The organism is Arthrobacter sp. RT-1 (genome assembly GCF_003367205.1).
Lineage (GTDB): Bacteria > Actinomycetota > Actinomycetes > Actinomycetales > Micrococcaceae > Arthrobacter.
On the sequence record NZ_QRGQ01000002.1, the window covers coordinates 247,009 to 266,994 of the forward strand.

19 protein-coding genes are annotated in these 19,986 nt (G+C 65.9%); 6 read left to right on the forward strand and 13 right to left on the reverse strand.

All coding sequences use genetic code 11. The features are described 5' to 3' along the window. Window positions 1–8 precede the first annotated feature (8 nt). From gcl to DXK94_RS21195, 4 genes are all read right to left on the reverse strand, one after another. On the reverse strand, window positions 9–1,799 hold the full coding sequence (gene gcl, locus DXK94_RS02525) for a glyoxylate carboligase (RefSeq protein ID WP_115523682.1): 1,791 nt from the start codon (window positions 1,797–1,799) through the stop codon (window positions 9–11). A gap of 227 nt (window positions 1,800–2,026) precedes the next feature. Further along, the gene (locus DXK94_RS02530) at window positions 2,027–2,905 is read right to left on the reverse strand and encodes a 2-hydroxy-3-oxopropionate reductase (protein ID WP_115523683.1); all 879 of its coding nucleotides are present in this window, start codon (window positions 2,903–2,905) and stop codon (window positions 2,027–2,029) included. 111 nt (window positions 2,906–3,016) lie between these two features. Beyond that, on the reverse strand, window positions 3,017–3,817 hold the full coding sequence (locus DXK94_RS02535) for a hydroxypyruvate isomerase family protein (RefSeq protein ID WP_115523684.1): 801 nt from the start codon (window positions 3,815–3,817) through the stop codon (window positions 3,017–3,019). 253 nt (window positions 3,818–4,070) lie between these two features. Continuing rightward, window positions 4,071–4,583, reverse strand: a complete 513-nt coding sequence (locus DXK94_RS21195; protein WP_147294351.1) for a hypothetical protein — start codon at window positions 4,581–4,583, stop codon at window positions 4,071–4,073. A gap of 543 nt (window positions 4,584–5,126) precedes the next feature. Here DXK94_RS21195 and DXK94_RS21340 point away from each other — a divergent pair. Further along, the gene (locus DXK94_RS21340; protein ID WP_181884719.1) at window positions 5,127–5,297 is read left to right on the forward strand and encodes a hypothetical protein; all 171 of its coding nucleotides are present in this window, start codon (window positions 5,127–5,129) and stop codon (window positions 5,295–5,297) included. Window positions 5,298–5,306: 9 nt separating this feature from the next. Here DXK94_RS21340 and DXK94_RS02545 read toward each other — a convergent pair whose 3' ends face one another. Both DXK94_RS02545 and DXK94_RS02550 read right to left on the reverse strand, forming a co-directional pair. Then, complete coding sequence (locus DXK94_RS02545) at window positions 5,307–6,596, reverse strand: MFS transporter (protein ID WP_115523686.1); 1,290 nt, start codon at window positions 6,594–6,596, stop codon at window positions 5,307–5,309. A gap of 70 nt (window positions 6,597–6,666) precedes the next feature. Next, complete coding sequence (locus DXK94_RS02550; protein WP_115523687.1) at window positions 6,667–7,899, reverse strand: M20 family metallopeptidase; 1,233 nt, start codon at window positions 7,897–7,899, stop codon at window positions 6,667–6,669. A 138-nt stretch (window positions 7,900–8,037) separates the two neighbouring features. Here DXK94_RS02550 and DXK94_RS02555 point away from each other — a divergent pair, with 138 nt between their 5' ends. After that, a complete protein-coding gene (locus DXK94_RS02555) occupies window positions 8,038–9,066 on the forward strand; it encodes an Lrp/AsnC family transcriptional regulator (protein ID WP_115523688.1) in 1,029 nt (342 codons plus the stop codon). A 3-nt stretch (window positions 9,067–9,069) separates the two neighbouring features. On the opposite strand, the gene glgX is transcribed toward DXK94_RS02555, so the two are convergent. After that, complete coding sequence (gene glgX / locus DXK94_RS02560) at window positions 9,070–11,256, reverse strand: glycogen debranching protein GlgX (RefSeq protein ID WP_115523689.1); 2,187 nt, start codon at window positions 11,254–11,256, stop codon at window positions 9,070–9,072. A gap of 175 nt (window positions 11,257–11,431) precedes the next feature. Here glgX and DXK94_RS02565 point away from each other — a divergent pair, with 175 nt between their 5' ends. Beyond that, window positions 11,432–11,731: a putative quinol monooxygenase gene (locus DXK94_RS02565; protein WP_079595215.1), complete on the forward strand. Its 300-nt coding sequence runs from the start codon at window positions 11,432–11,434 to the stop codon at window positions 11,729–11,731. Window positions 11,732–11,832: 101 nt separating this feature from the next. Continuing rightward, window positions 11,833–12,729 (forward strand): Rieske 2Fe-2S domain-containing protein, encoded by an 897-nt coding sequence (locus tag DXK94_RS02570; RefSeq protein ID WP_115523690.1) that lies wholly within the window; start codon window positions 11,833–11,835, stop codon window positions 12,727–12,729. 7 nt (window positions 12,730–12,736) lie between these two features. On the opposite strand, the gene DXK94_RS02575 is transcribed toward DXK94_RS02570, so the two are convergent. The 4 genes from DXK94_RS02575 to DXK94_RS02590 are packed head-to-tail and all read right to left on the reverse strand — an operon-like array spanning window position 12,737 to window position 16,795. Beyond that, the gene (locus DXK94_RS02575) at window positions 12,737–13,942 is read right to left on the reverse strand and encodes an N-acetylglucosamine-6-phosphate deacetylase (RefSeq protein ID WP_115523691.1); all 1,206 of its coding nucleotides are present in this window, start codon (window positions 13,940–13,942) and stop codon (window positions 12,737–12,739) included. 2 nt (window positions 13,943–13,944) lie between these two features. Next, window positions 13,945–14,709: a copper homeostasis protein CutC gene (locus DXK94_RS02580; RefSeq protein WP_115523692.1), complete on the reverse strand. Its 765-nt coding sequence runs from the start codon at window positions 14,707–14,709 to the stop codon at window positions 13,945–13,947. Window positions 14,710–14,711: 2 nt separating this feature from the next. Then, the gene (nagB, locus tag DXK94_RS02585) at window positions 14,712–15,491 is read right to left on the reverse strand and encodes a glucosamine-6-phosphate deaminase (protein ID WP_115523693.1); all 780 of its coding nucleotides are present in this window, start codon (window positions 15,489–15,491) and stop codon (window positions 14,712–14,714) included. 53 nt (window positions 15,492–15,544) lie between these two features. Beyond that, window positions 15,545–16,795 (reverse strand): PTS transporter subunit EIIC, encoded by a 1,251-nt coding sequence (locus DXK94_RS02590; RefSeq protein ID WP_115523694.1) that lies wholly within the window; start codon window positions 16,793–16,795, stop codon window positions 15,545–15,547. A gap of 231 nt (window positions 16,796–17,026) precedes the next feature. On the opposite strand from DXK94_RS02590, the gene DXK94_RS02595 reads away from it, so the two are divergent. Together DXK94_RS02595 and DXK94_RS02600 are read left to right on the forward strand one after the other, a co-directional pair. Then, window positions 17,027–17,257 (forward strand): glucose PTS transporter subunit EIIB, encoded by a 231-nt coding sequence (locus tag DXK94_RS02595; protein WP_079595209.1) that lies wholly within the window; start codon window positions 17,027–17,029, stop codon window positions 17,255–17,257. Further along, window positions 17,257–17,715, forward strand: a complete 459-nt coding sequence (locus DXK94_RS02600; protein ID WP_115523695.1) for a glucose PTS transporter subunit IIA — start codon at window positions 17,257–17,259, stop codon at window positions 17,713–17,715. Before DXK94_RS02595 ends, DXK94_RS02600 begins: the two co-directional genes overlap by 1 nt. 36 nt (window positions 17,716–17,751) lie before the next feature. Here DXK94_RS02600 and DXK94_RS02605 read toward each other — a convergent pair whose 3' ends face one another. Further along, window positions 17,752–18,504, reverse strand: a complete 753-nt coding sequence (locus DXK94_RS02605; RefSeq protein ID WP_115523696.1) for a GntR family transcriptional regulator — start codon at window positions 18,502–18,504, stop codon at window positions 17,752–17,754. 111 nt (window positions 18,505–18,615) lie between these two features. Then, window positions 18,616–19,914, reverse strand: a complete 1,299-nt coding sequence (locus DXK94_RS02610) for an MFS transporter (protein ID WP_115523697.1) — start codon at window positions 19,912–19,914, stop codon at window positions 18,616–18,618. Window positions 19,915–19,986: the final 72 nt, after the last annotated feature.

Sequence of the window (19,986 nt, forward strand, 5' to 3'; positions counted from 1 at the left end):
TTTCTGGTCTAGGCCTGCAGGGCCAGGATGGCGGTGGGGGAGTCGGCGGCGGTCTCGGCCAGCTCCTCGAACTCGTTCACGGCGTTGATTTCCACACCCATGGAGATGTTGGTGATCTTTTCCAGGATCACTTCAACCACCACGGGAACCTGGAACTCGCCCATCAGTGCCTTGGCCTTGTCGAACGCGGCAGCGAGGTCGTTGGGGTCCTCCACGCGCACGGCCTTGCAGCCCAGGCCCTCGGCCACCTTCAGGTGGTCCACGCCGTACCCGCGTGCGGTTTCGGACAAGTCCGCGCTGTTGACGTTTTCGAACGCCAGGGACACGTTCTGCTCCATCTTGAAGCCGCGCTGCGACTGGCGGATCAGGCCCAGGTAGGAGTTGTTCACCACCACGTGGATGTACGGCAGGTTGAACTGGGCACCCACGGCCAGTTCCTCGATCATGAACTGGAAGTCGTAGTCACCGGAGAGGGCAACAACGGTCTCGTCCGGCTTGCCGCGCACAACGCCGAGAGCTGCCGGGGCGGTCCAGCCCAGGGGGCCGGCCTGGCCGGCGTTGATCCACTTGCGCGGGCCGAACACGTGCAGCATCTGCGCGCCGGCGATCTGGGACAGGCCGATGGTGGACACGTAGATGGTGTCACGGCCGAAGGACTTGTTCATCTCCTCGTACACGCGCTGCGGCTTGATGGGGATGTTCTCGAAGTGGGTCTTGCGGTGCAGGGAGGCCTTGCGGTCCTGGCATTCGGCAACCCAGGCGCTGTAGTCCGGCAGGGACCCTGCCGCCTTGCGCTCCCTGGCGAGCTCAACCAGCCCGGCCAGCGCCGCACCGGCGTCGGACGCGATGCCCAGGTCCGGCGAGAACACGCGGCCGATCTGTGTGGGCTCGATGTCAATGTGCACGAACTTCCGGCCTGCCGTGTAGGTCTCCAGGCCGCCGGTGTGGCGGTTGGCCCAGCGGTTGCCGATGCCGATCACGAAGTCGCTCTGCAGGTAGTTCTCGTTGCCGTAACGGTGCGATGTCTGCAGGCCCACCATGCCGGCCATGAGCTGGTGGTCGTCCGGGATGGTGCCCCAGCCCATCAGCGTGGGAATCACCGGAACGTTGAGGATCTCGGCCAGTTCCACCAGCTGTGCGGACGCGCCGGCGTTGATGATGCCGCCGCCGGCCACGATCAGCGGGTGGCTGGCTGCGGTCAGCATGTCCAGGGTCTTTTCCAGCTGCTTGCGGGAGGCCTTGGGCTTTTCGATGGGCAGCGGCTCGTAGGTGTCGATGTCGAATTCGATCTCGGCCAGCTGCACGTCGATGGGCAGGTCCAGCAGCACCGGACCGGGGCGGCCGGAGCGCATCAGCTGGAAGGCCTTCTGGAAGGCGCCGGGAACCTGGCCGGGCTCCAGGATGGTCATGGCCATCTTGGTGACGGGCTTGGCGATGGACTCGATGTCCACGGCCTGGAAGTCTTCCTTGTGCAGCTTGGCAACCGGGGCCTGGCCGGTGATGCAGAGCATGGGGATGGAATCTGCCCAGGCGGCGTAGAGGCCGGTGATCATGTCGGTGCCGGCGGGGCCGGAGGTGCCGATGCAGATGCCGATGTTGCCGTCCTTGGCGCGGCTGAAGCCGTCGGCCATGTGGCTGGCGCCTTCAACGTGGCGGGCCAGGGTGTGGCGGATGCCGCCGTGTTCCCGCATCGCGGAGTAGAAGGGGTTGATTGCCGCGCCTGGCAGGCCGAACGCCTCGATGGCGCCTTCCTTTTCCAGGATGGCAACCGCTGCATCAACGGTACGCATCTTGCTCATGGTGTGCTCCTTGGAAGCTTTTGGTTGGGCCCGGTGGTTGAGCCTGCTGAAACCTGTTTTTGGGTGTGCTGAAGTAGCCCGGCGAGCCGTCGCGGGGCAGTTTGGGGGAGTCGGCGTCGTAATTTACGACGGCGGCCGGCGTGTCCGTGTCAATGTGCCCCGTTTTGGGAGGGGGCGCTGGTGGTTGAGCTTGTCGAAACCTGGATTTCGACAGGCTCAATCACCGGTTACTCGCGGCCGGAGAGCTGCAGGACCTGCTTGAAGAGTCCGGAGTGGTCCAGTGCGCCGTCGCCCTGGTTGACGGTGGCGGCGACGAGCTGTGCGACGACGGCGCCGAGGGGGACGGCGACGTTGGCTTCGCGGGCGGCGGAGGTGACGATGCCCAGGTCCTTGTGGTGGAGGGCGAGGCGGAAGCCGGGGTCGAAGTTGCGGTCCAGCATCTTCTGGCCCTTCTGGTCCAAAACCTTGGAACCGGCCAGGCCGCCGCCGAGGACCTTAAGTGCGGCGTCGGTGTCCACGCCGTAGGCCTCGAGGAAGGCGATGGCTTCGCCGAGGACCTGGATGTTGACGGCGACGATCAACTGGTTGGCTGCCTTGACGGTCTGGCCGGAGCCGGAGGGGCCGACGTGGACGATGGTCTTGCCGACGGCGTTGAGGACGTCCGACGCTGCATCGAAGTCTTCCTTGTCGCCGCCCACCATGATGGAGAGGACGGCGTCGATGGCGCCCTGTTCGCCGCCGGAGACCGGTGCGTCGAGGGGACGGATGCCGGCTTCGCGGGCCTCGTCGGAGAGGCGCTTGGCGACGTCGGGGCGGATGCTGGAGGCGTCGATCCAGAGCGTGCCTTTCTTGGCGTTGGCGAAGACGCCTTCCTTGCCGGTGACGACGCCCTCAACGTCGGGGGAGTCCGGGACCATGGTGATGACGACGTCGGCATCCTTCACGGCGTCGGCGATGCTCGTGGCGCCCTTGCCGCCTTCGGAGACCAGCTTGTCGATCTTGTCCTGGCTGCGGTTGAAGCCGGTGACGGTGTGGCCGGCCTTGACCAGGTTGATGGCCATGGGCAGTCCCATGATTCCGAGTCCGATGACTGCAACGTTGCTCATGATGGTTCTCTTTTCTGAAGTCTGTGTGGGGTTACCCAACTAGGTCGCAGTAGATGTCGTTTTGAGGGCTCTAAACGACATCTACTGCTACTCAGTTGGGCGGGGTGGGGATTACTGGCTGACGCGCTGGCGGATTGCCCAGCTGAAGGCCGTTTCCTGCGGTTCCTTGTATTCGAGGCCGATGTAGCCGTCGTAGCCGAGTTCGCGGCTGCGGGCGATCCACTCGCCGAGGGGAAGCTCTCCGGTGCAGGGTGCGCCGCGGCCGGGGTTGTCGGCGATCTGGATGTGGCCGAAGTCCTTGGCGTGGTTTTCGATGACGGACTCGACGTCGTCACCGTTGACTGCCAGGTGGTAGAAGTCGGCGAGGAGCTTGACGTTGGTGGCGCCTGACTCGGCCTTGACGCGGGCGATGACCTTGAGTGCGTCGTCAGCGGTGAGGAGCGGATACTTGGATGCGCCGCTGACGGGTTCGAGGAGGACGGTGCCGCCGATGCGGGCGACGCCTTCTGCTGCAGCTGCAAGGTTCCTGGCGGCCAGCTCATCCTGCTCTTCGGGGCTGAATTCGTCCTGCCGGTTGCCGTAGAGGGCGTTGAAGGCCTTGCAGCCCAGGCGCTCGCCGATGCCGGCCACGACGTCGATGTTGTCCTTGAATTCGGAGCAGCGTCCCTTCCAGGAAACCAGGCCGCGGTCGCCGCCGGGCATGTTGCCGGCGTTGAAGTTCAGGCCTGTCAGCTGAACACCGGCGTCCTTGATGGCGTTCTCGAATTCCGTGACCTGGGCGTCGGCGGGAACGGAGGACTCAAACGGCCACCAGAACTCGACAGCGTCAAAACCCGCTGCCTTGGCGGCTGCCGGGCGCTCAAGCAGGGGCAGCTCCGTGAGGAGGATGGAGCAGTTCACTGTGTACGTCATCGTAGGTCCTTCCGGGGAGGGCTTTGATCTATCTTCCCGCGCTTCCCCGGCTCTTCGACCGTTTCCGCTTTGTGGAATTTAGATTCTGCTTTATGAAAAGTGTAGGGAAGGGTGGGGCCACGAGTCAAGGGGCCGTTCCAACTCCAGGGCGTCCTCCAACCAATGACCAACCGCATTACAAAGACGAACCGTGGCACAAATAAGGAGCCAGGGGCTTGTGCCCCTGGCTCCCGTATGAGGGTCCTTCTATTCACTAGTGATGCGAGTTGACGCCCCTCAATGTGTCGCTCTTGACCCATCCGGACCACTCAAGCCGGCCATGTCCTTTATCCACAGCGAACCTGATCTCGTGGTAAACCTCTTCCGGGCCACGGCGGTCAAGCCTACGGCTCACCTGGTCGTACCTGTCTTTGACCTCCTTGCGGTCGGCGCGGTGCACATAGATGTGGAATGCGTCGTAGTGGCCATCGTGCAGCCTTGTGTCGCGACCGCGATCCTTTTCATAGCGCTTCTGCTGGATGTGGACGACCTTTCTTCCGTCATCGCATTTCACGCTGACCGGGAAGTTCACCCAATCGCCGCGGGCATCGGTCGGTTTCAAAGGTTGGACGTTGCAGCCGTGTCGGTGGTCGCGGTCGCGGTCGTCATGGGCTGCGGCCGGGGCGGCCACAGCCGCGGCACCCGCGAGCAGACCGAATGAAAGGACCGGAACCAGGGCGATCTTTGCCCTGGTTGAACGGGTTTTCATAGTTGGAGTGATGGACATTTTTGTGCTCCTGTAAGGATGCGATTCACCATTTTTGGACAGGTTGAGCCCGACGCGGCTGAACAAGCTCGTGGTTGATCAGCGTGGCGGCCGCAGCCTGCCCGTCCCATTTTTAATCAGCGGCCCCGTCAGAGGCGGGGGGCTTAACGTCGGATCCATCTGAGTGTTTGTGATCCGGTACGTTCAATCCTGCACCCGGATTTTGGCGCTGCGCTAGGGCCACGCCTACCCTTTTAAACCCCGCATTTTAGGGGGAAAAACCCTCTGGTTTTCCAGTTGCAGCAGGAGTAGGCGCCGTGCCGTTCGGCTCCAAGGAAATTCCAAGTGGACCATACAGGATTCCCCCAATCTCCAGTCGCTACCGTCAGGTGCATGGTTACTTGTTCAGTGCTTCGGTGTACGAACTCCGGCTCCGCCTTCACTGCGGGAAGCCACCCGGCTGCCACTCATCACCGGGCCCATATTTGTGGTGAACACCAGGCGCTGATCGAATCCGGCTCCCCTTGGGACATGGAGGGGTGCTCCATTCTGATAGGCCAGGACATGCCGCAGATCCTGGAGAACTGGTTTGCCCGCCCCAGCGTTGGGACCGAGGGCTTCAGGCTCACCCTCGAAGTCGCTGGCCAGCTCAAGCCCTTTGAACTCTTCCTGACGCCCACCGAGGCAAAGGTTCTGGCCTCGTTCCTGTGTGCAGCGAATGGTGACGCTGCCTGAGGGATGGAGCTAGTGCGTAAGGTCCTTGCCCTTCGTCTCAGGGATGGTTAAGACAAACGCTGCGCTGATGGCCAGCAGCACCACCGCGTACACGTTGAACACCTGTGGCGCGCCCAGGGTCGTCCCCAGCCACTGCTGCAGGTACGGGGCGGTCCCGCCGAAGGCGGCCACACAGATGGAGTACGGCACGCCGACGCCGACGGTGCGGATGGACGTGGGGAACAGCTCGGCGTAGACGGCCGGGACAATAGCGGCGCTCGCGGCGATGAAGACCAGCATGACGGACATGCCTACGGCCAGCTGCCAGGCCGAGTCCTTCAGGAGCCAGGTCATGGGGAAGTGCATCACCGCGGAGCCGATCGCGCCGGACCACAGCACCTTCTTGCGTCCAATCCGGTCTGAGAGCTTGCCCCACACCGGCAGCGCGGCGATGAACACGACATTGGCGATTACGCCGGCCCACAGAGCTTCGCCGCGGTCGATCTTCAGCGCGGTGGTGGCGTAGCTGGGTGCCACCACGCCCCAGATGTAGTAGATGACCGTGAGGCCTACCGTCAGCCCGATGACCTGCAGGGCCTGCTTGCGGTGGCGGACGATCTGCGGCCAGATGGGCGCCCGCTTCTGAGAGGTGGTTTCGCCCTCGAATGCCTCGGTTTCATGCAGCCGCGACCGCATGATCAGCGCGTAGAGGCCCATCGCGGCGCCCAGCAGGAACGGGATGCGCCAGCCCCACTCGTTCATTGCCTCGGTGGTCAGCGCCATGTTCAGCACTGCGCCCAGCAGCGTGCCGAACAGGATCCCCACGGTTCCCGAGGTGTAGATCAGCGTCGCCCAGAATCCCCGGTGCTCCTTCGGAGCCATCTCGGAAAGGTACGTCTGGGATGACGGCAGCTCACCGCCGTGCGCCAGGCCCTGGACGAGCCGCGCCACCAGCAGCATGAGCGAGGCCCAGGCGCCGACGCTGGCGAATGTGGGTGCGATGCCGATCATGAGGCTGCCCAGCGATGCCAGGCCGACGGCGAGCGTCATGGATGTCTTGCGGCCCACCCGGTCGCCGATCCAGCCAAAGAGGAAGCCGCCGAAGGGCCGTGCCACGAAGCCGACGGCGAAGATCGCCAGGGTGGACAGGACGGCCGACGCGGGGTCCGCCTTGCTGAAGAGCTGGCTGGCGATGAACGGCGTGAAGGTGGCGTAGATGGCCCAGTCGTACCATTCAACGGCGTTGCCGATGCCTGTTCCGACGATGGTCTTCGCGGTGGACGTGCGTCCAGCCTGCTGCTTGTGCGCTGTGATGGACATGATGACTTCCTGGTGGTCGGTTCGAAGGTGCTTCGAGGGGGATGCCGGGCAGCGGCGCTGCTGCCGGTGGTTACGACGCTGTTGAAAGTGCGGCAAGCCGCGAGATGGCGAGCTGGGCGTAGAGCGCGGCTCCGTCAGCCAGCACGCCGTCGTCGAACGTGGCGTAGGGGGAATGGTTGAAAGGGGAGGTGGCAGGGTCGCCGCCCGGAGCAACGGCGCTGAGGCCCACAAACGTGCCGGGGACCTCGGCCAGCACGCGGGAGAAGTCCTCGGAACCGCTGAGTGGGGTGGCCCAGCGTGAGAGGCGGCTTTCACCGAAAAGCGTGGAGATGACCTTCTCCGCCGTGTGCGTTTCGTCCTCATCCGTGATGGTGAGGGGGTACTCCTGCTGGTAGTCCACGTGGACCTCAACCCCGTGCGCAGCCGCAATGCCCTTGAGCAGGCGCGGGACCGCCTCCATCATTTTCAGCCGCGAGGACTCGGAGAAGGTCCGGACGGTGGCCTCGATGCGGGCCGATTCGGGGATGACGTTCCGCTTTGTGCCGGCGTGGAGTACGCCCACGGACAGGACCACGGGATCGAACATGTTGAACTGCCGGGTGACCATCACCTGCAGGGCCGTCACCATCTCGGCGGCGACTGTCACCGGATCTTTGGCCGCATGCGGGGCGGAACCGTGGCCCCCGGCGCCGAGGATGGTGACCTCGAGTCCGTCAGACGCGCTGAGCATAACGCCCGGTTTGGTGCAGAAGGTGCCGTGCGGCTCGAGCGAGGAGAACACGTGCATGCCGTAGGCAGCCTGGACCCGGGTTCCGGCTGCGTCCAGGACACCTTCGCCGAGCATGTAGCTGGCGCCGTCGAACCCTTCCTCGCCGGGCTGGAACATCAGGACGACGTCGCCCGCCAGCTGGTGCCGTTGCTCGGCCAGGAGGGTGGCGGCTCCGGCGAGCATGGACGTGTGCAGGTCGTGGCCGCAGGCGTGCATGGCGCCGTCGGTCCTGGACGTGTAGTCAACACCGGTCTTCTCCTGGACGGGAAGGCCGTCCATGTCCGCACGGAGGAGCACCGCCGGCCGCTGCTTCCCTTTTTCATTCGCGGCTGAGCCGGTGCCTCCGCGCAGCACGGCGGTGACCGACGTCGTTTCCTTGCCCAGCGTGATCTCGAAGGGCAGGCCGTCCAAGGCCTGCAGGACACGCTCCTGCGTGCGGGGAAGTTCCAGGCCGATTTCCGGCTGCCGGTGCAGGTCGTGGCGCAGGCGGATGAGGTCGTCCTGCAGGTCGCGGGCGTCGGCGGTAATCGTCACGAATAACTCCTTGGCATTGGCTTTCCGGCTTGTGGACTATTGTGAAGTGGCGTGGTTCACAATCCGCGAAAGCGCAGAAATTATGCAGGCTCTGCTTTCTGCAGGCAGGATTCGTGCAGAAGAGGAGCAGGACTAAGCGTGGAATTGAGCGAGGAAGACCTGGCCCTGATCCAGGTCCTGCAAACCTCTCCCAGGCTGGGCTGGGCCGACGCCGCAAAGGTCCTCGGCGTCCATGCCACCACGCTGGCGGCACGGTGGGAACGGCTGAAGTCCGGCGGCGCGGCCTGGGTGACCGCGCATCTGGCAGGTGATCCGCAACAGATGCTGCTCGCCTTTGTGGCCGTGGACTGCGACATGAACCTGCGGGACCGTGTCACTGCCCAGCTGGCCGCCATCCCGGAGATCATCACCGTGGAAGAGGCGGCGAGCAACCGGGACCTCATGCTGACCGTGATCACCAGGTCGTTGGAGGAGTTCAGCACCAAGGTGATTGCCCAGCTGAAAACCATCGAAGGGCTCACCAAGTACCAGACGGCACTGTGCACCCGGCTCCACACCAGCGCCGATGAGTGGCGGCTCAACATTTTGAGCCGGGCGCAGCTGGCGACCCTGCGGACGCTGGGTCAGCCGGGCACGTCGGACGGAAAACAGGCTGTGGCGGGGCAACTCCCCGAAAGCCACCTGGACCTGCTGCCGTTCCTGGCCCGGGACGGCAGGGCAACCGCGGCCGAGATCGCGCGGGATTTGGGGCGGCACCCGGCTACGGTGCAGCGGCAGCTCAACCGGGTGCTGGCCAGCGGAATTCTGTTGTTCCGGTGCGAAATTGCCCAGGGCTACTCTTCCTACCCGGTCACGTGCCAGTGGTTCGCCAACGTCCCCGCAGGCCGGCATGAGGAAGCGGCTGCTGCCATCCGCACCATCAGCAACGTCCGGCTGAGTGCCTCCACCACGGGGCCCACCAACTTCGTGATCATTATGTGGCTGCAGTCCCTCGCAGACGTGATGACGGCAGAACTCGCCCTGCAGCAAAAGGTCCCGGGCATGGAGCTGGTGGAGAGCGTGGTGATGCTGCGGACGGTCAAGCGGGTGGGCTGGATGCTGAACGGAGACACGACGGCGAGTGGCGCCGTCGTGGTTCAGGCCGGCGCGCTCAACGCCGCGGACTGACGCTCAGGACGTCCGCACTCCTCCTGCTTCCGGTGCTGCCAGCAGGGCAAGGGAGGCCGCCACGGAGTGGTCCGGTTTTTCCGGTGGCTTGGCGTACGCCCGGAGGACCAGCAGGGACTTGCCGGCCAGTTTCACGGTGCCGTTGGCCTCAAGGAAACCTTGGTCCGCATGTTCACCCGCGGTATCGATCAGTTGCTCCCAGGCGGGCGAGTACTCGGCACTGGGCAGGGTGAAGTCCACGGGGTCGTCGCCGGAATTGCAGAAGAGCAGGAAGTTGTGGTCGTGGATGACCCGGCCGCGGTGGTCCTTGCCCACTGCCTCACCGTTGTAGAACACTCCGAGGGCCCTGGCGAGGGGGTTGCCCCAGTCCTCGGGAACCATCTCGGACGCGTCGGTGTTGAGCCAGACGATGTCCGGCAGGGGCTGCCCCAGGCTGCGCCGCACGGGCCTGCCCTGGAAAAACCTGTTGCGGCGGAAGGTTGGGTGCTCCCTGCGGAGGGTGGTGACGGCGGCGAGGAACTCTGTCAGGGGCTGGTCCGCGGTGTCCCAGTTGATCCAGGACAGGGGTGAGTCCTGGCAGTAGGCATTGTTGTTTCCCTGCTGCGTGCGGCCGAGTTCGTCACCGTGGAGCACCATGGGCACTCCCTGGGAGAGGAGGAGCGTGGCCAGCAGGTTGCGCTGCTGCCGTGCCCGCAGCGCCAGGATGCCCTGGTCCGTGGTGGGGCCTTCGGCGCCGCAGTTCCAGGAACGGTTGTGGGTCTCGCCGTCGTTGTTGTTTTCGCCGTTGGCCTCGTTGTGCTTGGCGTTGTAGGAAACCAGGTCGCGCAGGGTGAAGCCGTCGTGGGCGGTGACGAAGTTGATGGAGGCCACCGGCCGCCGGCCTGAACTTTCGTAGAGGTCCGAGGAGCCGGCAAGCCGGGACGCGAACTCGCCCAGGGTGGCGGGGGCGCCGCGCCAGAAGTCGCGGACGGCGTCGCGGTACTTTCCGTTCCATTCCGTCCACAGCGGCGGGAAGTTGCCCACCTGGTAGCCGCCGGGGCCGACGTCCCAGGGCTCGGCGATCAGCTTCACCTGCGACACCACGGGGTCCTGCTGGACCAGGTCGAAGAAGCTCGACAGCCGGTCCACCTCATAAAACTCCCGTGCCAGTGCCGAGGCGAGGTCAAAGCGGAAACCGTCCACATGCATCTCCAGCACCCAGTACCGCAGCGAGTCCATCAGCAGCTGGAGGGCGTGCGGGTGCCGGACATTGATGGTGTTGCCGGTGCCCGTGTAGTCCAGGTAGTGCTGCTTGTCGTGGTCCACCAGCCGGTAATACGCCTCGTTGTCGATGCCCTTGAAAGACAGGGTGGGACCCAGATGGTTCCCCTCGGCAGTGTGGTTGTAGACGACGTCGAGGATCACCTCGATGCCAGCGGCGTGCAGGGAGCGGACCATTGCCTTGAACTCCTGCACCTGCTGCCCCGGCCTGCTGCTGGAACTGTAGCTTTCGTGCGGGGCGAAGAAGCCGATGGTGTTGTAGCCCCAGTAGTTGCTGAGGCCTTTGTCCTGCAGCACGCTGTCCTGGACGAACTGGTGAACGGGCATCAGCTCGATGGCGGTGACGCCAAGTTTCTGCAGGTGCTCGATCACCGCCGGGTGCGCGATGCCCGCATAGGTGCCGCGTTCTTTTACCGGCACCTCCGGATGGGTCATGGTCAGGCCCTTGACGTGTGCCTCATATATCAAAGTGTCGTTGTAGGGGATTTTCGGCGGGCGGTCGTGCTGCCAGTCGAAAAAGGGGCTGATGACCACGGACCGCATGGTGCTGGATGCGGAGTCTTCAGCGTTGAAGGACGAAGGATCGCCGAAGTTGTAGGAGAACATGGGCTGGCCCCACGTAATGCCGCCGCTCATGGCCTTCGCATAGGGGTCCATCAACAGTTTGTTCGGGTTGCAGCGGAGGCCCTCCGCCGGATTGTAGGGGCCGTCCACACGGTAGCCGTACAGCTGGCCCGGCAGGACATGGGGAAGGTAGCAGTGCCACACGAAGCCATCCACGGCTTCCAGCCGGATGCGCTGTTCAGTGCCGTCCTCGTCGAACAGGCAGAGGTGAACAGCGGTCGCGGCCTCGCTGAACAACGCGAAGTTCGTGCCGCTGCCGTCGTACGTCGCACCCAACGGATAGGGGTTCCCCGTCCAGACTTCCATGTCAGCCTCCATCCCCAAAGAGAACACCATCCAACCACAGGGGTGCGACATCTGTTGGGAGGGGCGGCTACTGAACCAAGCGCGAACGGCAATAGAGCTGGCGCAGCTGCCCGGTCCTGCCACGCAGGTCCTGTTCAAAGGGCGTTCTGTCGTACCCGTCCTGCAGACTGTCCGTATGACTTTTGCAAATGTGGGAAGCCTCGGAACCAAGCCCGGCCAGCGGGACGCCGTCGTATCCATCCTGCTCCGGCCCATGCCCGGGCTGAAGGAAGCCGGTTGCCTGCTCTACGAAGTGGGCATCAATGACGATGTGCCGGACACCGTTTTTGTGTGCGAGCTGTGGGAATCGCCGGAAGCGCATCGGGCTTCGCTGCAGCTGGACAGCGTGCGGGCAGCGATCGCCGAAGCCATGCCCCTGCTGTCCGGTGAGATGGGCGGCAACCAGTTCAGGGTGCTGGGATCGCCGCTCCGCTGACCTCCGCTCCCGGCTTTGGAACAGCCCTGTTGCCCGGGTGCGCCAGCGGCTAAGGTCGCGGGCAACGACTGGACACCGGTTAACGGGGTAAGGGGACACACATGAAGCCACTGCCTGCACTTGAGCTTGTTACCCGACTCGAAGACGCCGAATGGCTTGATCCGCTGGCCAAGAGCGTCCGGAAAGCCGTGAAGAAGGTGATCCGCCCGCGGTGGGCCCGGGACATCCTCCACGGCGTGCCCATCGGCCACCCCGTTCACCCGCTCGCCGTCCAGGTGCCCATTGGCGCCTGGATCTCGGCCGCAGTCCTGGACGCGCTTCCCGGCAATGAAAAAGCTGCCACCCTGTTGATCGGGGTGGGGACCGTAAGCGTTGTACCGTCTGCCGTGGCCGGATTTACCGACTGGTCCCAACTGCACCCGCAGCAGCAGAGGGTGGGACTGATCCACGCCGGCGCCAACATCGCTGCAACAAGCCTTTACATTGCGTCGCTGGTGCAGCGCGCCCACGGCAGCCAGGGCAGCGGGAAGGTGCTGGCATATCTCGGGCTTGCCACAGTGAGTGCCAGCGGCTTCCTGGGTGGCCACCTCACCTACCGGCAGGCCGCTGGAGTGAACCACAGCGAGGAGATCCCGCACCGCTTCCCGTCCGGCTGGCACCCCCTCGCGCGGCTTGAGGAACTGCCCGATGGAAAGCTCCACAAGCGCGATGTTGCCGGATTGCCGCTGCTCGTCTTCCGGGAGGGGGGCACGCTCAACGTACTCTCCGACGTCTGCAGCCACCTCTCCGGGCCGCTGCACGAGGGCAAACTCAAGCAGGGTGCACCCGAGGCCGGCAGTGATAGCGGTGAACAGTGTGTCGTCTGCCCCTGGCACCGGAGCACCTTCTCGCTGCGGACCGGTGAGGTGCAGGCCGGGCCGGCCACCTCACGCCAGCCTCGCTTCGAAACCCGCATCACTGACGGGCTTGTGGAGGTCTGCTTGCCGGGCGCGGATTAGCTGTCGTCTACCCGGACCCTTCCAGCGAGGTCACCCACTCGCCCCGCCGCAGCACACCGGCCAGGTTCAGGTCCGCATCAACCACGACGACGTCGGCCGGCATCCCCGCGCGCAGGTCGCCTGCCTGCGAGGACAGTCCCAGGACCTCGGCGGGAACGCCGCTGGCCGCCAGCACGGCATCCTGCAGCGGCACACCCGCAGCCACGGTGGTGCGGACAACATCCAGCAGTGTGGAGGTTCCACCGGCGATGGCACCGGTGCTGTCCACCCTGGCCACGCCCTGATCCACCGTCACGGCCAGCGAACCCAGCCGGTACTGTCCGTCCTGCAGGCCGGTAGCGGCCATGGAATCCGTGACCAGGGCGATGTTTTCTGCGCCCACCAGGTCGAACACCAGCTTGACCGTCTCCAGAGCAAGATGGACACCGTCGGCAATCAGCTCCACCACGGCATTGCCGGCGCGGGCAGCACTAAGGCTGGCCGAGACCGGGCCGGGGGAACGGTGGTGCAGGCTGGGCATGGCGTTGAACAGATGGGTGACCGTCGGGCGGAGCCGCCCCGTAGGATTCGCCGGACCGGCGAGCCCGGCGGCCACATGCTGCAGGAAATCGGCGGCAGCGTTGTTGTCGGCGGCAGTATGCCCCAGCGAGGGGATGATCCCGCGGGCTGCGAGGAGGTCCGCCAGCCCGGACGCCCCGGGAAGTTCGGCCGCGAGAGTCATGGAGGCCAGGGAGGCGCCGGCCGCGTCCAGCAGTTCGGCCACCAGGCGCGGATCCGGTTCAAGCAGCAACGCGGGATCGTGCGCGCCGCACTGCCCCGAAGCGAGGAAGGGGCCCTCCAGATGGGAACCGGCAATCAGGCCCTCATCTGCCACAGTCCGCAGCGCCGTGAGGTTCCGGACCAAGTCCTCAGGCGACCCGGTCACCAGGCTGGCCAGCAGTGTGGTGGTGCCCCGGCTGTGCAGGTAGCGCGCCGCGGACCGGGCACCGTCGACGGAACCCTCCGAGAAGTCCGAGCCGAGCGCGCCGTGGCAGTGCAGGTCCACCAGGCCGGGCAACAGAATCCGGTCAGCTGAATCAGGGGAACCTTGCCCCGCAAAGCCGGACGCCGGACCCGCGTAGGTGATGCGGCCGCCGTCGACCGCTACAACACCATCGGCCACGTCCATGCTTCCGGTGACCACGCGGCCACGGAGTACCAGTTGGTTACCCATCGCTAGCGGCCTCCCGTTGTCAGTGCTGCCGCCATCCGGGCTGCAAGGGCGGGGTCTGCGGCAGCCGTCCGGTCCGCACCGGAGATGCCGAGGCGAGGCCGCGCGGACGTGTGCACGGCATGGACGCCGGTCTCGAGAAGCGACGGTACCAGCTCAAGCGTCACCCCGCCGCCGGCCATGATCTGGACCGCCGGCGCGTGCGCCCGTCCCAGCTCCACCAGCCGGCCCAGCATGCTGAGGCCGGCCGCACAGTCCGGGCTGCCGCCGCTGGTGAGCACCCGGTCCACACCTGCTGTTTCCAACCGGGCCAGTGCATCCGCAGGGTCGAATCCAAGAGCAAGCGCGGCATCGAACGCGCGGTGGAACGTGACCTCTGCGGAGGGCTTGTACCGGCGTGCCACCTCGGCTATCCGGCGGATCGCCGGAGCGTCCGGGCCGCCGTCAGCTGCGAGTACGCCCACCACCACCCCTGCGGCGCCGGCATCCATTGACGCAGCCACGTCACGCTCGATGACCTCCAGTTCCTCCCGCGTATAGCTGAAGTTGCCCGGGCGCGGCCGTACCAGGACGTGGACGGGAAGGCCCGCACGGCACGCCTGCTCCACCGTGCCGATGCTGGGGGTGATGCCCTCCGTCTCGGCAAGGGCTGCGCAAAGTTCCACCCGGGCAGCGCCGACGGCGGCAGCCAGCCGTACGCCGTCGGCATTTTCCACGGCAAGTTCAAGCTGCGGCGGGCCGATGACAGTAACGGGTGCGCCGCGTCCCATGCTCAGAGCCCCTGCCACGCCGGCTTCCGGCCGAAAGTGTCCGTGTAGTAGTCCCGGTGCGCCAGCCGGGAAGCCGCTGCCTCGTCCACCAGCACAGAGACGTGCGGGTGCAGCTGGAGCGCCGAAGCCGGGCAAAGGGCTGCAACAGGGCCTTCGACGGCGGCCGCGATGGCTTCCGCTTTTGCCTCCCCCATGGCCAGCAGCAGCAGGTGCCGGGCTTCGCGGATGGTGCCCAGCCCCTGCGTCAGGACGTGGTCCGGGACGTCCGCCGGGTCGCCAAAGAAGCGCGCGTTGTCCTGGCGCGTCTGACGGGTGAGCGTCTTGATCCGGGTGCGCGAGCCGAGCGAGGACATGGGCTCGTTGAAGCCCACGTGCCCGTCGGTCCCGATGCCCAGGATCTGGATGTCAACCCCTCCCGCCGCTGAAATCCGGGCCTCGTACTGTTCCGCCTCGGCCTCGGGGTCCGCCGCCATCCCGTCCAGGCCGTGCACTGCGTCCGCACCAAAGTCCACGCTGGCCGTGAACTCGTCCCGGATCACGGAGTGGTAGGACTGCGGGTGTGCGCTGGGCAGCCCCACATATTCATCGAGGAGGAACGCCTGCGCCTGCGCGAAGCTCAGGCCGCCGGTCCGGTGCCGTTTGATGAGTTCCTGGTAGGTGCCCAAGGGCGTGGACCCGGTGGCCAGTCCAAGGACGGACGGGCCGCTGCGGACCTGCTCTTCGATGGCGTCTGCGGCCGTGCGGGCGACGTCGGCCGGGGTGGGAAGGATGATGATTTCCATGCGGTGAAGCTGCTTTCGGTTGCAGGTGCAGTAGGGGGAGGAGCGGAGCGCCGTTACTTGGCGGCGTCCGTATCCACGCTGACTTCGTCGTCCTCACGGCCGGGCGTCCGCAGGTTCCAGCGTTTGATGACGATGGAGAAGAGGAAGTAGTAGATCACCGCATAGCCAAGTCCGATGGGGATGAGCAGCCAGCCGTTCTCTGATTTTCCGAAGTTGAGGACGAAGTCGATCAACCCGGCGGAGAAGGTGAAGCCGTGATGGATGTCCAGGGCATTGACCAGTGCCATGGAGGTGCCGGTGAGGACTGCGTGGACGATGTAAAGCGGGAAGGCGACAAACATGAAGGAGTACTCCAGCGGTTCGGTGATGCCCGTGAAGAACGCGGTGAGGGCGGTGGAGAGCATGATGCCGCCCACGATCTTCTTCTGTGAGGGCTTGGCGTGGCGCCAGATGGCAAGGGCTGCTGCGGGCAGGCCGAACATCATGATGGGGAAGAAGCCGGTCATGAAGATGCCCGCGCTGGGGTCGCCGGCGAAGAAGCGGTTGAGGTCGCCGCGGACCAGCTGGCCGGATGCGTCCGTGTAGTCGCCGATGAGGAACCAGACGGCGGAGTTGAGGATGTGGTGCAGGCCTGCGGGGATGAGCATGCGGTTGGCGAAACCGTAGACGCCGCCACCGGCCACGGCGTTGCCCGCGACGGCTTCACCCACTGCCGAGAGGCCTGCGTTGAAGAGCGGGTAGAACAGGGCAAGGACGACGCCGGCAACCAGGCTGGTGACGGACGTCAGGATGGGCACCAGGCGGCGGCCGCTGAAGAAGCCCAGGAAGTCCGGCAGTTTGGTGCGGTAGAAGCGCTGCCAAAGCATGGCGGACAGCAGGCCCACCACAATGCCGGCCAGGACGCCGTAGTTAATCATCGCGGGCTTGCCGGCGGGGTCAAGCTGACCGGCCAGGACCAGCGGGGACATGGCCTTGAAGACGCCGTCGATCACCATGTATCCCACCACTGCTGCCAGGGCGGTGGAACCGTCGGCCTTCTTGGCCCAGCCGATGGCGATGCCGACGGCGAAGATGAGCGGCAGCCAGGTGAACACGGCATTGCCTGCCGCGGAGATGACGGCAGAGCCGCCTTCGAAGCCCGGTATGGCGCCCAGCAGGTCGGCCTGGCCGATGCGCAGCAGGATGCCGGCTGCGGGGAGGACGGCGATGGGCAGCATCAGGCAGCGGCCCAGACGCTGGAGGGTTGCGAAGGCCCTGTTCGGCTTCTTCTCTGGAGCCAGGGCGGCGGTCTCGGATGTTGACATGGTTACACCTCTGCGGGGATCGGGTGGGGGCTTGTGGAGAAACGGTTCCAGCCGGTACTGTCTGGTTATGACCAGCTCAGTGTGATTCATCCCACGAGCGCCTGTCAAGGGAGAAGATCTTCCGGGCAGCCGCTGACAGTTCCGATGAACCGGCACATAATTGGTCGCACTTGGGCCGCCGGTCCTGGTGCTGAAGCAGTGCTCCCCGGGGCACCGTCAGAAAGGGCAGCCATGTCCAAAGCAGAAAAGATCATTGAGGGCCTGGGCGGAGCCGCCAACATCGTGGAAGTCGAGGCCTGCATTACCCGTCTCCGCACCGAGGTCAAGGACGGGTCGCTGGTCAACGAAGCCACCCTGAAGGCCGCCGGAGCCCACGGCGTCCTTGCGGCCGGCACTGCAGTGCAGGTCATTGTGGGCCCGGAGGCGGACAACCTGGCCGAAGACATCGAGGACCTGCTCTGATGCCGGAAACGCTGGTTGTCCACGCGCCCATCAGCGGCAGCGTGGTTCCCTTGTCCGACGTCCCGGATCCCGTTTTCGCGGGCCAGATGGTGGGTTCCGGCGCGGCCGTCGAGCCGCCGGCAGGCGAGGCGTTCGACGTCGTGTCCCCGGTTGCCGGAAAAGTGGTCAAGCTCCTGCCGCACGCCTTTGTGGTGGTGGAGCCAGCCGGGCGGGGAGTGCTCACCCATGTAGGCATCGACACCGTCAAGCTCAAGGGCGAAGGCTTCAAGCTGCTGATCGCCCAGGGAGATTCCGTCGCCGCCGGCGAGCCCGTGATGCATGTGGACCCTACCGCCGCCCTGGCGGCCGGTTACTCGATGGTGAGTCCCGTCGTCGTCCTCGATACAAAGCCGGACACGGCAACGCTGGCGGCAACCGGCGCGGTGTCCGCGGGTGCCCGCCTGTTCTCGTTGGACTGACGCCTGCCTTGGGCCGGCATTCGCCGGGAAGTCCGTTTAGAGCCGGACTTCCATGTTCAGCGAGTAGCGGTCCGAGCGGTACCAGGAGCGGGAATGTTCAATGGCCAGGGACCCTGAGTACGAAACCCGGTCAAACGCCAGTACCGGTGCCCCCGTCCCGGTTCCGAGGAGCGCCCCCACGTCGGCGGGGGCGCCCTCGGACCGCACGCTTTGCCGCGCCCGGTCGATCTGGTGGCCGAACTGCGCCGCCAGGGCCTTGTACACCGAGCCGGTCAGGTCGATGTCCAGCAGGCCGCGGGCGTGCTCCGGGTTGTACCAGGCGTCGTCCACGCTGACCGGCCTGCCGTCCGCCAGGCGCAGCCGCTTCAGGTGGATGGCCTCGGAGCCCGGCAGCAGGCTGAGCGCCTCGGCGGTGTCCTCCGGGGCCGTGCCGGTTTCCGCCACCAGTACCACCGTGCTGGGGACGTGCCCCATGGACTCCATTTCCTGGGTGAATGAGGCCAGGTGCAGCGTGGACTGCACCGGCGAGTCCGCCACGAACGTGCCCTTCGCCGGAACCCGGACCAGGTGCCCCTCGTTGACCAAGCGTCCGATGGCGGCCCGTACCGTGATGCGGCTGACGCCGTAGGAATCCATGAGGGTCCGCTCGCTGGGGAGCCTGGCGCCCGGCTCCAGTTCTTCCTTGGCGAGCCTGAGGATGATCAGCCGCAGCTGTTCGTGCTTGGGGACCTGCGAGTTGTTGATGGCCCGGCCGGCCGCCCCGGCGGTGCTCCTTGATGTGGCGGACAAAGCGGGCCCCTCCTGATCCTGGAGCGGTCCGGTGAGGACCACTTCTTCGGATTATTCCACAGGAGGGGCCGCAGTGGCTTTGCTTGGCCGCTACAGGCCGGGCGGGAGAGGTCAGGCGACCAGCTCGGCGTCCCGGTCCAGAGCTGTGCGCCGGGCGGCCTTGGTGCGGAGGGCCAGCATCAGCACCGCGCCCAGCACGGCCGGTGCGGCAAAGGCCATGGCGGCCGCGGGCACTCCACCGCCGAAGCTCACCAGCAGTGCGCCGTACGAGGGCCCGGCGATGGCACCGATGCGTCCCACCGCCAGCGCCCAGCCCAGCCCGGTGGCGCGCGTGGCCGCAGGGTAGAACTGGGCGATGTAGTCGTTGATCATGTTTTGCGTGCCCAGCCCGCCAAAGCCTGCGACGGCGGCGAGCACCGTCATCACCGCGGCGGGCGGGTTGACGGACATCAGGAGCAGGGCGGCGGCGGCACTGGCGAAACCAACGATCACCAGCGGCCGGGGTCCGAATTTCTGGCTGGCAACCGAGGCCAGGACGGTGCCCACCACGGCGCCCACCGAGTAGGCCAGCAGGAAAGACACGGAGGAGCCGACGCCGAACCCTGCCGTCCGCATGATCTGCGGGAGCCAGGTGCTGACGCCGAAGATGGTGAGCAGGCTCAGTACCGTGATGGCCCACAGCAGGAGGGTGGTGCGGGCGGTGCCCTGGGCAAACAGTGCACGGGTGGGGGAGATGCGGACGGCGGCTGCCGGCACGTCGGCCGTGCGGGGAAGGCCGTATATGGCTTCAATCCGGTCTGCCTCCACGGTGCGGAGCTGGGTCCGCAGGAACGACGGCGACTCCGGCAGCAGGAACCAGGCGAACGGAACCAGCAGCAGGCCGCCCGCGCCGATGGCGTAGACCGGGCGGAAGCCGCTCGATTCCAGCAGGGCCAGCGAGGTCAGGGAAGCCACTACTGTGCCTGTCGCCGGCCCGGTGAGGACGGCGCCCAGGACCAGGGACTTTTTGCCCGGCGGGGCGAACTCGTTGGTGAGCGCCACCGCCGTCGGAAGCAGGCCGCCCACGCCGAAGCAGGCGATGAAGCGGAATACCGCAAACAACTCCCAGGTGGGCGCCGCGGCGCATGCCAGCATGGCCAGCGAAAACAGGGCCAGGGCGCTGACAAAGATCCGCCGCCGGCCCAGCCGGTCCGTCAGGGTCCCGACGATGAGGGAGCCGAGCAGCATTCCCACCAGCGCGATGGACCCTACGGCGCCCGCGGCGGCAGGCGTGACGTTGAACGGCGGCTGGCCGATCAGGCCGGGAAGGGTGGCGCCGTAGACGTAGAGGTCATAACCGTCGGCGAGCAGGCCAAGCCAGCACAAGACAAAAATTCCGAGCAGGGATTTCCTGGGGGCATTGGAGTTCATCGTTGATTCCAATCGGGGGAGGGGCGGCAACAGGATCACCGGCGGGACGTCCATCAGCCTGTCCCCGAACCC

Bases quoted from the DNA above. Each gene is read 5' to 3' on its own strand.
- DXK94_RS21340 (WP_181884719.1), top strand. From the start codon at position 5,127: ATGCCGCAGATCCTGGAGAACTGGTTTGCCCGCCCCAGCGTTGGGACC.
- DXK94_RS02565 (WP_079595215.1), top strand. From the start codon at position 11,432: ATGACTTTTGCAAATGTGGGAAGCCTCGGAACCAAGCCCGGCCAGCGG.
- gcl (WP_115523682.1), bottom strand. From the start codon at position 1,799: ATGAGCAAGATGCGTACCGTTGATGCAGCGGTTGCCATCCTGGAAAAG.
- DXK94_RS02530 (WP_115523683.1), bottom strand. From the start codon at position 2,905: ATGAGCAACGTTGCAGTCATCGGACTCGGAATCATGGGACTGCCCATG.
- glgX (WP_115523689.1), bottom strand. From the start codon at position 11,256: ATGGAAGTCTGGACGGGGAACCCCTATCCGTTGGGTGCGACGTACGAC.
- DXK94_RS02575 (WP_115523691.1), bottom strand. From the start codon at position 13,942: ATGGGTAACCAACTGGTACTCCGTGGCCGCGTGGTCACCGGAAGCATG.
- DXK94_RS02595 (WP_079595209.1), top strand. From the start codon at position 17,027: ATGTCCAAAGCAGAAAAGATCATTGAGGGCCTGGGCGGAGCCGCCAAC.
- DXK94_RS02545 (WP_115523686.1), bottom strand. From the start codon at position 6,596: ATGTCCATCACAGCGCACAAGCAGCAGGCTGGACGCACGTCCACCGCG.
- nagB (WP_115523693.1), bottom strand. From the start codon at position 15,491: ATGGAAATCATCATCCTTCCCACCCCGGCCGACGTCGCCCGCACGGCC.
- DXK94_RS02600 (WP_115523695.1), top strand. From the start codon at position 17,257: ATGCCGGAAACGCTGGTTGTCCACGCGCCCATCAGCGGCAGCGTGGTT.
- DXK94_RS02535 (WP_115523684.1), bottom strand. From the start codon at position 3,817: ATGACGTACACAGTGAACTGCTCCATCCTCCTCACGGAGCTGCCCCTG.
- DXK94_RS21195 (WP_147294351.1), bottom strand. From the start codon at position 4,583: ATGTCCATCACTCCAACTATGAAAACCCGTTCAACCAGGGCAAAGATC.
- DXK94_RS02590 (WP_115523694.1), bottom strand. From the start codon at position 16,795: ATGTCAACATCCGAGACCGCCGCCCTGGCTCCAGAGAAGAAGCCGAAC.
- DXK94_RS02570 (WP_115523690.1), top strand. From the start codon at position 11,833: ATGAAGCCACTGCCTGCACTTGAGCTTGTTACCCGACTCGAAGACGCC.
- DXK94_RS02580 (WP_115523692.1), bottom strand. From the start codon at position 14,709: ATGGGACGCGGCGCACCCGTTACTGTCATCGGCCCGCCGCAGCTTGAA.
- DXK94_RS02610 (WP_115523697.1), bottom strand. From the start codon at position 19,914: ATGAACTCCAATGCCCCCAGGAAATCCCTGCTCGGAATTTTTGTCTTG.